The organism is Nonomuraea zeae (assembly GCF_005889725.1).
In the GTDB taxonomy this organism is placed as follows: domain Bacteria; phylum Actinomycetota; class Actinomycetes; order Streptosporangiales; family Streptosporangiaceae; genus Nonomuraea; species Nonomuraea zeae.
Map to the genome: position 1 here is coordinate 41,523 of NZ_VCKX01000047.1, position 13,330 is coordinate 54,852.

Consider the following 13,330-nt stretch of genomic DNA (forward strand, 5'->3'; position numbering starts at 1 on the left):
TCGCCTTCTACACCACGCCGACGGGCGGCTCCTATCAGACGGCCGGACAGACGGTCATCGAGTTCCTGGACACGGAGCCGGCCGTGCTGGTCGCGATCAACGCGAACTTCTCGTGGTACGACCAGGCGAACAACTTCTCGCTGCTGGGCCTCGCCATCTCGCAGGGAAATGTCGTGTGCGATCCCACGAAGCCCGCGCCGCGGCCCAACCCTCCGGCGACGGAAGCCGACGTGCCGGACCAGAGCTGCAGTCGGCGCGATCGCAATGCTGATCACGGAGGAGAACGCGGTGACTTTCCAGCTCGTCACGCAGGCCACTCCGGACTATCCCGAATCGGAGACCTACACGGCGATCGCGGGCGGCCCGCAGCCGAACGGAGGTGGTGGCTGGCCGCCTCAGCCGCAACTGCCGGCGCAGCCGCTTCTGCTGGTCGAGAACGGGGCCAACCAGGCGACACCCGAGCAGAGCCCGGTCGAGGAGGTCGCCGGGCGCACCGGTGTCGGCCTGAGCGCCGACGGGCAGTACCTCTACCTTGTCACGCTCGACGGATGCGAGAACACCGCGCAGCAGTTCAGATACGGAGGGGGCTACTACGACATCGCGCAATGGCTGATCATCGCCGGCGCGAAGGCGCTCAATCTCGCAACGACTGTCGTAACAGCGACTCCCGCGCGGCGTCGGCGGGCCCAGGACGGTGGAAGTCGCATCAACGCGTGACCAGACTGATCAGAAATCGAGAAGCACGATTCACCGACCCGCACCTACCGTGACGGCTATGGCTTCCATCGAATCCGTCACCCTTGAAGTGGCCGACCCCGCGGCGGCCGGCAGCTTCTACGCCGCTTCGTTCGACTTGGGCACCCGGGTGCGTCTGCGGGCCTCGGAGGAGCCGACGACCGGCTTCCGCGGGTTCACGCTGTCGCTCATCGTGTCCCAGCCCGGCAACGTCGACGCCTTCATCGGCGCCGCCCTCGACGCCGGCGCCACGGCGTTGAAGCCGGCCGCGAAGTCGCTGTGGGGCTACGGCGGCGTCGTCCAAGCGCCGGACGGGACGATCTGGACGGTCGCGTCCTCGTCGAAGAAGGACACCGGCCCGGCCACCCGGCAGTTCGACGAGTTCGTGCTCCAGCTGGGCGTCGAGGACGTGGCCGCGAGCAAGCAGTTCTACGTCGACCACGGTCTCGCCGTGACGAAGAGCTATGGCCGCAAGTACGTCGAGTTCGCCGCCCCGTCGGATCCCGTCAAGCTGTCGCTCTACAAGCGTCGGGCCCTCGCCAAGGTCGCCGGCGTCGCTCCCGACGGCACCGGATCGCACCGGCTCGTCATCGGCGGCGACGGCGGGCCCTTCACCGACCCGGACGGCTTCGCCTGGGAGGCGGCCTAGCGCGTCGCGTCCAGGGCCGGCTTCACGTCGACGATCGGGGTGCCGTCGACGGCCTCGAGCTCGGCCACCCGTACCCGAAGCCCGTCGATCGCGAGCACCCGCACGCGGTGCAGGCCGATGGGGTTGGGCCGGTCGGAGGAGCGCGTGCTGAAGACGCCGGTCAGCGGGTTCCGCGGATCGTCGCGCGGATGCACGGCCACCACGGATCGATCGGAAAGGTGCAACCAGGTCAGAACGAACACCTCGTCGCCGGCCGCGAGGTCACGGATACCGTCGGCCACTGCGGGATCGAACCTCAGCCAGGCATCGCCGGCGCCCTCCACACCCTGCTTCGGCGCGCTCGCGCGATCCGTCAAGGACGACTCGACGACTCCGATCGGACGAATCTCGTACGTCATGGCTCCTCCGTACCGCGGGCCGGCTCTCACGGGGCGGGCTGTGAGAATCGGTGGGTGACAAACGAATTTCCTGAAGGTCTGACCGTACGCCGCCCGGTGGCCGAGGACCACGCCCGTGTGCTCGCGGTGCTCGATCGCTGGTGGGGCGGGTTCGGCGGCGAAGCCGGGTCGAAAGAGCGGGCGCTGCTGCTGCCGCGGCTGTTCTTCCAGCATTTCACCACGACCAGTTTCCTGGCCGAGCGCCCTGACGGTGACCTCGCCGCCTTCCTGATCGGCTTCTTCTCGCAGAGCGACCCGGAGGTGGCCTACATCCACTTCGCCGGCGTGGATCCCGCCTTGCACGGGCGCGGTGTAGCCACCGCCCTCTACCGGGGTTTCTTCGACCAGGCGCGTGCGCAGGGCCGCCGTCGTGTCCACTGCGTCACCAGCCCCGGCAACACCGCCTCGCAGGCGTTCCACGGCCGGCTCGGGTTCGAGATGCTGCCCGGGGACGGCGACGTGCCGGTTCAGCCGGACTACGACGGCCCCGGCCTCGACCGCGTCGTCCTCACGCTCGATCTCGACGCTCAACCGCGGACCGGCGGCACGCTCGATCTCGACGCTCAACCGCAGGCCGGCGACCGTGACGAGAGGACCCGGCCCACGCTTCGTCTGACGATCCTGCCGACGCTGTTCTCCCTCGACCATCTCCCGGATCGTCGTCATCCCCAGGACGACTCGTGGCACGCACTCGTACGCACCCCCGACGGCCTCACCGTGATCGGCGAGGCGTCCGGGCAGACCGCCGCAGCGGACCGCTGGATCGGCATATATGACGCCGACGCGGGACACGGCCTGGACGTCCCCGGTCTCCTGGCATCCGTCGTCCAGCCGCTGGCCGACTCCGCGGTGCCGGTGTTCGTCGCCTCCACCTACCAAGCCGATCTGGTCCTGGCGCCCGAGCCGCACCGCGACCGCGCCATCGCCGCCCTGCGGGCCGCCGGCCACGAGATCACCGAGTGACTGCCGTGACCTCGGGCCGGCAGGTCACAGCACGCGCTCGAGCTCGGACAGCCGCGCCGCCAGAGTGGTGACCGCGGCCTCCAGCCACTTCTCGCCCCGGGCCGCGGTGGCGCGGGCCGGATTCTCGGTGTAGCCGTCGGCGTCGCGCCAGAACGTGGCCGGCTGTACGAGCACGTCCGGGACCTGCGGAATCGCGGGGGCGGCCCGGTCCGGCAGTTCCTGGACCAGATCGGGCCGAAGGGCCAGCACCGCGCTCGTCTCGACCACGCCCGCGTGGCTGGGCGCCTCCCCCGCCATGTCCCAGTAATTCAGATAGGCGGTGGACAGTCCGTAACGCACCACCGCCGCCGACGCCGCGTCCCGGCACGCGCCCTGATTGCCGCCGTGCCCGTTGACCAGCACCAGCCTGCGCCCGCCGCACTCGGCCACGCTCCTGGCCAGATCCAGCAGTACGGCCAGCAGCGTCTCAGGACGCAGCGACAACGTGCCGCCGAAGGGCAGGTGCTGGTCGGAGGCCCCGGTCATCAGCGTCGGCGCGAGCACCGTCCGCGCCGGCGTGGCTTCGAGCGCCCGCTCCACCACGGTGGTGACCAGCAGCGCGTCGGTCCACGTGGGCAGGTGCGGCCCGTGCTGCTCGACCGCGCCCACCGGCAGCACCACGAGCGAGCCTGGCAGCAGCTCCGTCAAGCGTTCCCTGTCCAGCTCCGTCCATCTGGTGATCACAGCGTCACTGTCCTTTCTGCACGTGCCGGCTCCGGCCGACATCGAAGCGGGCGACAGGCCCGATCGGTCATCACAGTGTGCGGGAATCGAGGTCGAAGACCGCCTTTCCCGATACGCACCGGCCCCGCAGCGCATCGGCGGCGGCGAACTCGTTGACGTAGGACGTGAGGGTCTTGGGCGGCCCGAGGCGCCGGGCACCAGCACGCGCCTGCCGGGCGCGACCCCGGCGGACCGTAGCGAGCGGAGCGCGGCCAGGCCCGCCGTCGGCAGCGCCGCCGCCTCGGCCAGCCCGACGCCGTCCGGGGCGAGGCCGAGCGGCGCCCCGACCGGAACGCGTCCGGAGCGCGCGTTGTTGAGGTCGGCGTGGTTCAGGGAGGCATGCCGCACCTCGACGAGCACCTGCCCGGGACCGGCGACGGGTCCGGCGAACTCTCCGAAGGCCATGCTCGTAGGGGCGGACGGGCCAACGATGAGCGCGCGCGTGGACATGGACATCTCTCCTCTCGAAGTAGGTCGCTCGGCGAAGTGGCAGCGGCCACCCGTGGCCGGGATGACGAGTGCCGGGCAGATCCGCCTCCCCGGCCAGGCCGTGCCGCCGGCGGCTCGGCCGGGGGAGGCCATGGCGGCGATCGTCTTCAGATGGCCGCCGGAACCTTGTCCAGAAAGCCGTGGACCCCGGTGATCCGGCCGTCGGCGGCCAGCACGGCGACGTCGAAGCCGACGACCGGCGCCAAGCCGGCCCGGGAAAGCCACCGCACCCGGACACCCCTGACCACGCAGGAGCTGCGGATCGTCCGCCTGGCCGCCGACGGCCTGTCCGACAAGGAGATCGCCGCCCAGCTGATCCTCAGCCCGCGCACCGTCGGCTATCACCTGTACCAGGCCTATCCCGAACTCGGCGTGACCTCCCGGGCCCAGCTCCCGCGCTGGACCTCTGGCCGGGACTCGGTGAGCACTCACCCGAGCGCGTCTGAAGGTGATCGCAAAGCACGCAGCAGGGCGAGCAGGGTCTCGTTGATCGGTGCGGGGACGCCGTACCGGTGCGCCCGCTCCACCACCGCCCCCGTGATGGCCTCGTACTCCAGGGGCCGGCCCGCGAGCCGGTCGTACAGCATGGAGGTGCCGTCCTCGCCGCTGAAGCGGGCGTAGAAGTCCATCGTGGCCTCGACGTCCTGCTCGGACAGGCGGGCGCCGTCCGCGACGGCGATGGCGACCGCCTCCGTGACGAGCTGGCGGAACACCTCGCGAACGCCGGGCGAGGAGAGTACGTCCATGCGGCGCAGGGTCAGGGCGGTGATGGGGTTGGCGGCGACGTTGGTGAGGAGCTTGCGCCAGGCTGCCGTCAGGAAGTCCGCCTCTGCCCGGATCTCGACCGTGCCGGCGAACAGGGCGTCGAGAGCCCGGGCGGTGTCGCCCGCGGCCACCACGAGCCGGTTGCCCGTCCGGTGCACGAGATGGCCCGGGGACGAGCGCTCCACCGCGATGTAGGCCAGCGCCGGCACGAGTCCTCGCCGTTGCCTGGCGTGCGCGATGCCGTTCTGCACCACCACGACCCTCGTACGGTCGGCAACGAGCACGTCGAGCCAGGCCGACGGGTCGTGGTGGGCCTTGACCGTCACGATCACCCAGTCCGCGGGCCCGGTCTCGCCCGGTGCGGCGGCGAACGCGACCGGCACCGCGCGCTCGGTCCCGCCGCTCTCCAGCACGAGGCCGCCCGGATGGCGGCGTACGCACACCGTCACCGCACGGCCCGCCTCGGCCAGCCGAGCGCTCAGGTAGCCGCCGATCGCCCCGCCTCCGACGACCGCCACCCTCTCGCCATCCCCGTTCACTGCTAAAGATGAGAACATCTTCCCATGTTTACCATCCACCGATCAGCCGTGGCTACTCCGCCGAGGCGGCGGCGTGGGAGGATGAAAGCGATGCCGGAAGGGAAGACCGCGCGGCGGCCGATGCGCAAGGACACCGCACAGACCCGTGACCGCCTGCTGGACGCGGCGGGCCGGCTGCTGACCGAGCGCGGCACCGCGTTCACGCTGCCCGATCTCGCCCGCGCCTCAGGAGTCGCGACCGCGACCGTCTACCGGCACTTCGGTGACGTCCACGACGTCCATCGGGAGTTCTACTACCGCCTGATGGGCGAGCTGGTCGAGGATCTTGAGAAGATCTCGGTACGAGCCCACGGCAGGCAGCGTTTCGAGGCCGTGTGCGCCCTCTGGAGCGACCTCGCCACGAGCTGGGGCCGGGCCGCCACCCACATCCGCAGCGCCGAGGGCTTCCTCGAACGCGTGCGCCGCGGCGATCCGCCGACCTCCGCCCTGTACGGCGCGCTCGCACCGGTGCTCGGGGAGCTCGTCACCGAGCACGAGATCCCCGAGCAGAACGTCGAGTACGCCGTGCTCCTGTGGGTCACCGTCTTCGACGAGCGCGTCATCGTCGACCTGTCCACCACCCTCGGATGGTCCCCCCGCAGGATCGGCCGGACCCTCGCGCAGACGGTGCTCACCGCCCTCACCCAGCCGGGCTGACCACGCCTGGCTGCCGTGCGAACCCGGCGAGATCCGCATGATAAGTTCAGCGATGCTATGCAGCACCACGGCTGAAGGAGGTGAGACCGATCAACGCTGTCATCACAGGTCGGGGCTCCCTCGCGTGCATGGTCTAGGGAGCGCCCGCAGGCACCCCGAAAGGCCTTGAAACGCTATGCGCTTCAGCTTGACCTCACAGCCGTCCGCCGACGGCGTCACCGAACAATCCTTCACTCTCGGCGAGATCCCCGGCGTGCTGTTCACGCCGCGAGACGCCACCGGCCCCCGCCCGCTGATCCTGATGGGACACGGCGGCGGCCAGCACAAGAGGGCCCCTGGCATCCTGGCCGGCGCGCATCGGTTCGCCGCCGAAGGGGGTTTCGCCGTCGCGGCGATCGATGCCCCCAACCACGGCGACCGGCCGAAAGACGAGCAGTTCATCCAGTTCGCCGGCGACATGCGGGCCCGCATGGCCGCGGGAGAGCACCCGGCCGAGCTGGTCGCGGCCATGCACGACCTGCTGGCCGGACAGACCGTCGACGACTGGCAGGCCGTGGTGACCGCGGTCCAGGAGCTCGACCACGTGGGCGAGGGCCCGGTCGGCTACTGGGGCGTGTCGATGGGCTGCGGGGTCGGTGTGCCGCTGCTCGCCGCCGACTCCCGGATCCGCGCCGCGGTGCTGGGCCTGCTCGGCGTGCACGGGCTGGCCGGGACCGCTGCCCGGGTCACCGTTCCGGTGCGGTTCCTGCTCCAGTGGGACGATACGCGGGTGTCGCGGGACCAGGCGCTGGCGCTGTTCGACGCTCTGGGCTCGAAGGACAAGACGCTGCACGCGAACCCCGGCGACCACGGGGGGATCCCCCCGCACGAAACCGATGACGCGCTGCGGTTCTTCGCCCGGCACCTCGGGTAAGGCCGCCGCCTGATGGCTCGCGGCGCGCCGGCGCGTCGCGAGCCGGGCTGTCCGGCATGGCATGTTCGCCCACTGCAAAACGGACGGCCGTTGATCGATTGCAGTCCGTAGGTTGGGTGTTCGATGACGGGCTCACAATTCGCGGAGGATGCGCGGTCGAGGCGGCCGGCGGCAGCGCCCACGCCATCCACCTCGACCTGGCCGAGCCGGGCGCCGCGGAGCAGCTGATGCAGACCGCCCACGAGCACCTCCAAGGGCTGGACATCCTGGTCAACAACGCCGCCACGAGCTTCGCCCCGGCCCCCATCGCCGCGATCGAGGAAGAGCTCTTCGACCGCGTCATGACCGTCAACGTCAAGGCGGCGTTCCTGACCACCCGATACGCCGCCAGGAACATGCGCGACGAAGGGCGCATCATCAACATCTCCACCGTCAACACCGTCCGCCCCGCCCCCGGCATCGCCCCCTACCTGCTCAGCAAAGGCGCGCTCGAACAACTCACCGCCGCCGCCGCACGCGAGCTCGGGGCCCGCGGCATCACCGTCAACACCGTCTCCCCCGGCGCGACCGACACCGACCTCCTGCGCAGCACCAACCCCGCCGCGAACCTGGAGGCGATCGCCGCCATGACCCCACTCGGCCGGCTCGGCCAGCCGGCCGACATAGCCGACATCACCGCCTTCCTCGCCGGCCCCGACAGCCGCTGGATCACCGGCCAGAACATCCGAGCCACCGGCGGCATGGCCTGACCGGGGAGATCGTCGTACGCGTCAGGCCGCCTGGGTCGAGTCGCGGATGACGAGCTCGGTGGCGAGCTCCATGTGGTGAGATGCGATCTCTTCTCCGCCGGCCAGGCGGAGCGCGATGCGCAGGGCGAGGGCGCCCATCGCACGCAGCGGCTGGCGTACGGTGGTCAGCTGCGGCGAGGTCATGGCGGCGAGCTGGGTGTCGTCGAAGCCGACGACGCTGAGGTCCTCCGGGATGCGCAGGCCGCGCGCCCTGGCGGTCTCGATGGCGCCGAGAGCGATGTAGTCGCAGGCCGCGAAGATGGCTGTCGGCGCGGGGCGTAGGTCGAGCAGGGCGGCTCCCGCCTTCACGCCGTGCGGGTAGCAGAAGTCCGCGGTACGGACGTATTCGGTGGGTACGGGCAGGTCCGCCGCCTCCATCGCGGCGCGGTAGCCGTGCATGCGCGCCTGGTTGGTGGCCGTGGTCGCGGGGCCTCCGAGATAGGCGATGCGCTGGTGGCCGAGCTCCAGCAGGTGCCGGGTGGCGGACAGCCCGCCGGCGAAGTTGGTGGCGCCGACGCTGGCCGCGGGAGGCCGCGGCGGGTTCAGCGGGTCGACGACGACCACGGGCAGGCGAGCTCGGGACAGCGCGGCGAGCTGGGACGGGGATGGCCCGTCGGCCAGGGTGATCACCGCTCGGCGTCCGGCGGCGGCCAGGTCGCGGGCCCAGGAGGCGTCGCCGGTGGCGGCATGCTCGATGGTGGTGACCACGGCCGCCACGTCCGACTCCGCCCCGGCCGCGATCGCGCCCGCGATGATCTCGGTGGAGTAGGTGCACCATTCGTTGGCCCAGATCTCGACCGCGGGCGCCGCCTTCGCTGATTCCCGGCGTGACGCGCGCGGGACGTAGCCGTGTTCCCGCAGCATGGACTGCACGAGCGAGCGGGTGCCGGGAGCGACCTGCGGGTGGTCGTTCAGCACCTTGGACACGGTCGCCACGGACACGCCTGCCGAGGCGGCGACCGAGGCCAGAGTGGTTCTGCTGCGGCGGCTCGACATAAGTTCCCCCTATTGCGACGCCGGCCAGGGATCGGGGATGAGCCGCTTGCCGAAGCTGAAACAGTCGTCCTCGTCGAAGCCGAGCGCCTCGTAGAACGCGATCACCGATCCGTTGTCCTTGCGAATCTGAAAATTGAGTTTGGGGCACCCGAGCGAGATCAGGCGCGACTCCACTGCGGCGAGCAGGGCACGGCCGTAACCGCGGCCCTGGCACGCGGGGTCGACCGCCAGGTAGTAGATCCAGCCGCGGTGCCCGTCGTAGCCGGCCATGGCGGTGCCGACCACGTCATCGGCCGGCGGGTCACCGGCCTCGTTCGCGACGAGGAACAGCTCGGGCTGCACCTTGAGCTTGCGTTCGATGTCCTTGCGCGGGTCGTTCCAGGGACGGATGAGTCCACAGGCGTGCCAGAGCTCGACCACCCGCTCGGTGTCGGCGGCGGCGAACGGGCGGATTGCGGGCCGGTGGGTCACGTCGATGCTCCTTCGGGATCAGCTGGGCGCAGGATCTGCACGGAGCGGCGCCGGGTTCGGTCCCGTGCGCGGCCCCGGGGTCGCTACTCCCTCTGGGCGTGAAAGACCCTGGCCGTACGCGCGTACCCGATGGAGGTGGCGACGCGGTCGGCGGTCGAGGAGCCCAGCTCTCGTTCGGCGATCCACAGGCCGAGATCCAGCCCGGCGCTGAGGGCGCCCGCGGTGATGCGGTCACCGGCATCGACGACGCGTTCCGCCACGACATCCACGCCGTAGGACCGCAACTCCTCGTACGCGTTGTGGTTGGTGGTCGCCTGCCGGCCGGCCAGCAGGCCGGCGGCGGCGAGCAGCAGCCCGCCGGTGCACACCGAGGCCATCCACCGGGTCGACGGCGCCACCGCCGCCAGCCGGGCCGGGAGCACACCGCGCTGCGCCTCGGCCCAGGCGCCCGCCGGGGCGCGGTTCAGCCAGCCACCCCCCGGAACGATCACTCCGTCAGGCTCCCCCAGCACGGCGGGCACGTCGATCCGGACGGCACGCATGCTGGTCACCGGGCCAGGCCGCTCGGCGGCGACCAGCTCGACGGTGAGCCCTGCCACGGACAACACCTCAAGCGGCCCGAACACGTCCAGCTCGTCAAAGCCGTCGAAGACCACGATCTCGATCCGCACCCGGCCAGCATCCCGTCAGGGCCGCCGGGCCAGCGAGTGGCATGCTTGCCATCATGCGTAAGAAACCCGCCACGCATCGCGTCGTCGTCCTCGCCCTGCCACCGGTCGTGGCCTTCGACCTGACGATCGCGACGCAGGTGTTCGGGCACGAGGGGCAGGGCCGATACTCGATCACCGTCTGTTCGCCGGACAGCGGCGTGATCCCCACCACGACGGCCGGACTCAGCCTGACCGTCGAGGCCGGCATCGACGCTCTCGACGCCGCCGACACCGTCATCGTGCCCGGGTTCGCCCGCGGGCGCGCGCCGGAGCAGGCACTCGCCGCCCTGGCCCGCGCCTATCGCCGCGGGGCGCGGATCGCCTCGATCTGCTCGGGCGCGTTCGCGCTGGCGCAGGCGGGCCTGCTCGACGGCCGGCGGGCGACGACCCACTGGTTTCACGCCGGCGCGCTGGCCCGCGAGCATCCCCTGATCGAGGTCGACGCGAATGCCCTGTACATCGACGAGGGGCAGGTCCTGACCAGTGCGGGCCTGGCGGCCGGTCTGGACCTGTGCCTCTACCTGATCGGCCGCGACCACGGCCAGTCCGCGGCCATCCAGCGGGCCCGCCACATGGTCACGCCACTGCACCGGGCCGGTGGCCAGGCGCAGTTCATCCCCTCCAGCGAGTCGGCCGAAGGCGCGGAGCTGGCCGACGTCACCGCGTGGGCGAGCGCCAACCTGCACCTGCCCATCACCGTCACCGACCTCGCCCGCAGAGGCATGCAGTCCACTCGCACCCTGCACCGCAACTTCCAGACCCGGTTCGGCATGAGCCCGCGCGCCTGGCTGATCCAGCAGCGGCTGCGCGCCGCCTGCGCCCTGCTGGAAGACAGCGACATCACCGTTGACGAAGTCGCCCGGCGTACCGGCTTGGGCACCGCCACCAACCTGCGTGCCCACTTCCACCGAACCTTCGCCACCACCCCCACCGCCTACCGCCGGGCTTTCACTCCCTGACGCAATACCGACGGTCTGGTGACACCGGCGTGGCAACCTTGCGGACATGCATCCCAAAGCGAACCAGACAGGCATCTGTTTGATACGTGCGGAAGCCCAAGCGAACCTGGTCATGATCACGATTCACCTCACGCAGGACATCAGCCAGAAGTCGGCCGAGCGAGTGATCACCGTCGCGGGGGTGGAGGAGGCTGTGGACACCGTCCGCGCCTTTTTGACTTCTTTTACGGAGAGTAGCCAAACCGAAACGGTCTGAAGGCGATGTGACGGCCCGGTGACGGCGATACCGTTACGGTCGCTGGACCGGCGTGGACTTCACAGGGGGGTAGCCGTGATGTTCCCGGACATCGTTCAAATCCTGATTCGCCGGCACACCACCGTGGAGCGGCCGGTCCTGCATCTGTTCAGCGGCCCTTACGTCTCGCTGGGCGCCCGCAGGATCGATGTCCCGGAGGGTAGCAAGCGGCTGCTCGTCTTCGTGGCGCTGCGTCGCGGGCCGGTGGAGCGCCGGTACGCGGCCGGCGCCCTCTGGCCCGTCGGCGACGACACCCGGGCGGCCGGCAACCTGCGTTCGGCGCTGTGGCGGCTCGGCAAGGCCGGGGTCAACCTGCTGGCCGTCGACCAGCACTCGCTGATGCTGCACCCGGACGTCCTGGTCGACCTCGACCTGGTCACGTCGTGGGCGGGGCGGGTGGTCAGCGGCCTGGCGCAACCGGAGGACCTGAGCACGCCGCTGCGTGACGTCAGCGACCTCGACCTGCTGCCCGGCTGGTACGACGACTGGGCGCTGATGGAGCGCGAGCGCATCAGGCAGCGGCTGCTGCACGCCCTGGAGGCGCAGTGCCGCGCCCTGACCGCGGCGGGGCGTTATGGGGACGCGGTGGACGTGGCGATGGTGGCGGTGCTCGCCGACCCGCTGCGGGAGAGCGCGCAGCGGGTGCTGATGGAGGCGCATCTCAGCGAGGGCAACTGGAACGAGGCCCGGCGCAGCTTCGAGAGGTACGCCCGCACGCTCAACCGTGAGCTGGGGGTGCGACCGTCGAGCGAGCTCACCGCCCTGCTACGCCGCCCGCAACCGGTCCGCGGCCTGGGCGACGGACGCGCAGTCCCGGCCGCCGGCTGAGCCCGCTCCAACCGGACACTCGGTCCCCGCAACCCTGTTCGGGGCAACGGACGCACAACCCCCGCCACCGACTCAACCCCCACCAACCGGACACACGATCCCCACAACCCACCCGGGGCCCGGGCCACGGATGCGCGCTACCCGCACCCTGTCCACAACCTGGGCCCCGGGCACCTGGGCCCCAGGCACGTGGGCCCCGCCGCCGGCTGGACCGGATGCAACCGGACACGCAGTCGGCCCCCGCTGGCGGCTGAGCCGGATCAGGCGGGTGCGGGGTCTCCGCCACTCCTGATCCAGCTCAGCCGATTTCCACAGGTTTGGCCAGGACGATCACGTCCCGGTCGAGCTCGTCCCATACCCGGGCGTGATAGTCGGGCATAGCTCCCCTGGGAGTGCGCCCGAACGGGTCGAGCAGCATCGCGGCCCGTCCGGCGGCGAGCGGGAGCCGCCCGGCGCTCGGCGTCAGCGCGACGGCGGCCATCTCCCCGGTCAGGCTCCGCCAGCTCTCGATCTCCTCCTGGCCCTCGGGCAGCGCCCAGCCGCCGGGCGGGTAGGCCACCTCGCGCAGCATGGCCCACTCGACGGGCGGCAGCTCCGGATCGGCGAGGAAGGAGGTCACGAACGCGGACACGTCGCCCACCGTGCACAGGTAGACGTCCACGAGGTCGGAGGGCTCGTCGTACTCGCATTCGGCCAGGCGGCGAAAGCCGACCCAGCCCGGTTCGCGTCCACAGGCCCGCGGGATGAGGATCTCGACGGCCGTCCCGGCATCGGAGAGCACGATCCGGTCCCGGTGCCGAGCCTCCTCCACGGCCTCCGGCACGGCGTCGGCCGGGCAGCGGCGGAAGCGCAGCGTGGCGGAGCCGCCGAACAACCGGCTCACCTGCTGCTCGGCGCTGCCCCGCCCCGGGACGAGAGGCAGGAATCCGGCCGGCGGCAGCTCGACGATGCCGAGATCGCGCAGTTGGGTGGACTGCAGGGCCTCCATGGCGTCCATCGCCTCGGTCACGTCGCGCAGGCTCGCGGAACGGCCCCGGCTCAACCGGCTGTGCGCGGTCCGCAGCCGGCCGAGAACGTACTCGTCGGTGGCGTCACGAGGCGCCGCCCGGCGCATGGCGTCCGACAGCATGTCCTCGAACTGCAGGAGCTGGGCCAGGAACACGTTCCACGGACGCAGGCCGAGCCGGCTCTCCCAGCCGCGCCGGGCGGGCGGGTCCACCCGCTCGCGGCGCACCGTCCAGGTGTCGAGGACCCAGCCCTTGGACGTCCAGAGCAGCAGCGCCACCGGTACCTCGGCCGGGCGGGGCTCGGCGGGCGGGTCGGCCCAGTCGCGGG

At 71.3% G+C, this 13,330-nt stretch carries 17 protein-coding genes and 1 pseudogene; 10 read left to right on the top strand and 8 right to left on the bottom strand.

What is annotated here, in order from left to right; all coding sequences use genetic code 11:
* Positions 1-34: 34 nt before the first annotated feature.
* On the bottom strand, positions 35-157 hold the full coding sequence (locus tag ETD85_RS66845) for a hypothetical protein (protein WP_276617229.1): 123 nt from the start codon (positions 155-157) through the stop codon (positions 35-37).
* Positions 158-264: 107 nt separating this feature from the next.
* Between ETD85_RS66845 and ETD85_RS17560 the strand changes: the two genes are divergently transcribed.
* Positions 265-717 (top strand): phosphodiester glycosidase family protein, encoded by a 453-nt coding sequence (locus ETD85_RS17560; RefSeq protein ID WP_170246725.1) that lies wholly within the window; start codon positions 265-267, stop codon positions 715-717.
* Between the two features lie 58 nt (positions 718-775).
* Entirely contained in the window at positions 776-1,384 is a 609-nt protein-coding gene (locus ETD85_RS17565; RefSeq protein WP_138690797.1) for a VOC family protein, read from the top strand.
* Here ETD85_RS17565 and tsaA read toward each other — a convergent pair.
* Positions 1,381-1,782, bottom strand: coding sequence for a tRNA (N6-threonylcarbamoyladenosine(37)-N6)-methyltransferase TrmO (gene tsaA, locus ETD85_RS17570; RefSeq protein WP_138690798.1), 402 nt, complete (start codon positions 1,780-1,782; stop codon positions 1,381-1,383). The two genes, ETD85_RS17565 and tsaA, sit on opposite strands and share 4 nt — an antisense overlap.
* Before the next feature lie 54 nt (positions 1,783-1,836).
* On the opposite strand from tsaA, the gene ETD85_RS64670 reads away from it, so the two are divergent.
* Positions 1,837-2,784 carry a GNAT family N-acetyltransferase gene (locus ETD85_RS64670; RefSeq protein ID WP_206058370.1) on the top strand — a complete coding sequence of 316 codons (948 nt, stop codon included), beginning with the start codon at positions 1,837-1,839 and terminating at the stop codon, positions 2,782-2,784.
* 24 nt (positions 2,785-2,808) lie between these two features.
* Here the strand turns inward: ETD85_RS64670 and ETD85_RS17580 are convergent, their stop codons facing one another.
* On the bottom strand, positions 2,809-3,507 hold the full coding sequence (locus ETD85_RS17580; RefSeq protein ID WP_206058371.1) for a creatininase family protein: 699 nt from the start codon (positions 3,505-3,507) through the stop codon (positions 2,809-2,811).
* 639 nt (positions 3,508-4,146) lie between these two features.
* Here ETD85_RS17580 and ETD85_RS67280 point away from each other — a divergent pair.
* Positions 4,147-4,374: pseudogene (locus ETD85_RS67280) on the top strand (LuxR C-terminal-related transcriptional regulator); the annotation flags it as partial.
* A gap of 89 nt (positions 4,375-4,463) precedes the next feature.
* Here ETD85_RS67280 and ETD85_RS17590 read toward each other — a convergent pair.
* Positions 4,464-5,318 (bottom strand): ketopantoate reductase family protein, encoded by an 855-nt coding sequence (locus tag ETD85_RS17590; RefSeq protein WP_170246726.1) that lies wholly within the window; start codon positions 5,316-5,318, stop codon positions 4,464-4,466.
* A gap of 111 nt (positions 5,319-5,429) precedes the next feature.
* Here ETD85_RS17590 and ETD85_RS17595 point away from each other — a divergent pair, with 111 nt between their 5' ends.
* The 3 genes from ETD85_RS17595 (at position 5,430) to ETD85_RS17605 (ending at position 7,697) form a co-directional block, all read left to right on the top strand.
* Positions 5,430-6,035, top strand: a complete 606-nt coding sequence (locus tag ETD85_RS17595; protein ID WP_138690800.1) for a TetR/AcrR family transcriptional regulator — start codon at positions 5,430-5,432, stop codon at positions 6,033-6,035.
* Positions 6,036-6,222: 187 nt separating this feature from the next.
* Positions 6,223-6,948, top strand: coding sequence for an alpha/beta hydrolase family protein (locus ETD85_RS17600; RefSeq protein WP_240779205.1), 726 nt, complete (start codon positions 6,223-6,225; stop codon positions 6,946-6,948).
* 116 nt (positions 6,949-7,064) lie between these two features.
* A complete protein-coding gene (locus tag ETD85_RS17605; RefSeq protein ID WP_240779206.1) occupies positions 7,065-7,697 on the top strand; it encodes an SDR family oxidoreductase in 633 nt (210 codons plus the stop codon).
* Between the two features lie 21 nt (positions 7,698-7,718).
* Here ETD85_RS17605 and ETD85_RS17610 read toward each other — a convergent pair whose 3' ends face one another.
* The 3 genes from ETD85_RS17610 to ETD85_RS17620 form a co-directional block, all read right to left on the bottom strand.
* A complete protein-coding gene (locus ETD85_RS17610; protein ID WP_138690803.1) occupies positions 7,719-8,732 on the bottom strand; it encodes a LacI family DNA-binding transcriptional regulator in 1,014 nt (337 codons plus the stop codon).
* A gap of 9 nt (positions 8,733-8,741) precedes the next feature.
* Positions 8,742-9,203 (bottom strand): GNAT family acetyltransferase, encoded by a 462-nt coding sequence (locus tag ETD85_RS17615; protein ID WP_138690804.1) that lies wholly within the window; start codon positions 9,201-9,203, stop codon positions 8,742-8,744.
* Positions 9,204-9,286: 83 nt separating this feature from the next.
* Positions 9,287-9,874, bottom strand: a complete 588-nt coding sequence (locus tag ETD85_RS17620) for a DJ-1/PfpI family protein (RefSeq protein ID WP_138690805.1) — start codon at positions 9,872-9,874, stop codon at positions 9,287-9,289.
* A gap of 53 nt (positions 9,875-9,927) precedes the next feature.
* On the opposite strand from ETD85_RS17620, the gene ETD85_RS17625 reads away from it, so the two are divergent.
* From ETD85_RS17625 to ETD85_RS17635, 3 genes are all read left to right on the top strand, one after another.
* Entirely contained in the window at positions 9,928-10,872 is a 945-nt protein-coding gene (locus ETD85_RS17625) for a GlxA family transcriptional regulator (RefSeq protein ID WP_138690806.1), read from the top strand.
* A gap of 46 nt (positions 10,873-10,918) precedes the next feature.
* Positions 10,919-11,128 (top strand): hypothetical protein, encoded by a 210-nt coding sequence (locus tag ETD85_RS17630; RefSeq protein ID WP_138690807.1) that lies wholly within the window; start codon positions 10,919-10,921, stop codon positions 11,126-11,128.
* 78 nt (positions 11,129-11,206) lie between these two features.
* Positions 11,207-11,995, top strand: coding sequence for an AfsR/SARP family transcriptional regulator (locus tag ETD85_RS17635; RefSeq protein WP_240779208.1), 789 nt, complete (start codon positions 11,207-11,209; stop codon positions 11,993-11,995).
* Positions 11,996-12,293: 298 nt separating this feature from the next.
* Here ETD85_RS17635 and ETD85_RS63160 read toward each other — a convergent pair.
* Positions 12,294-13,330, bottom strand: a 1,037-nt coding sequence (locus tag ETD85_RS63160; protein ID WP_170246727.1) for a hypothetical protein, incomplete at its 5' end; no start/stop codon positions are given.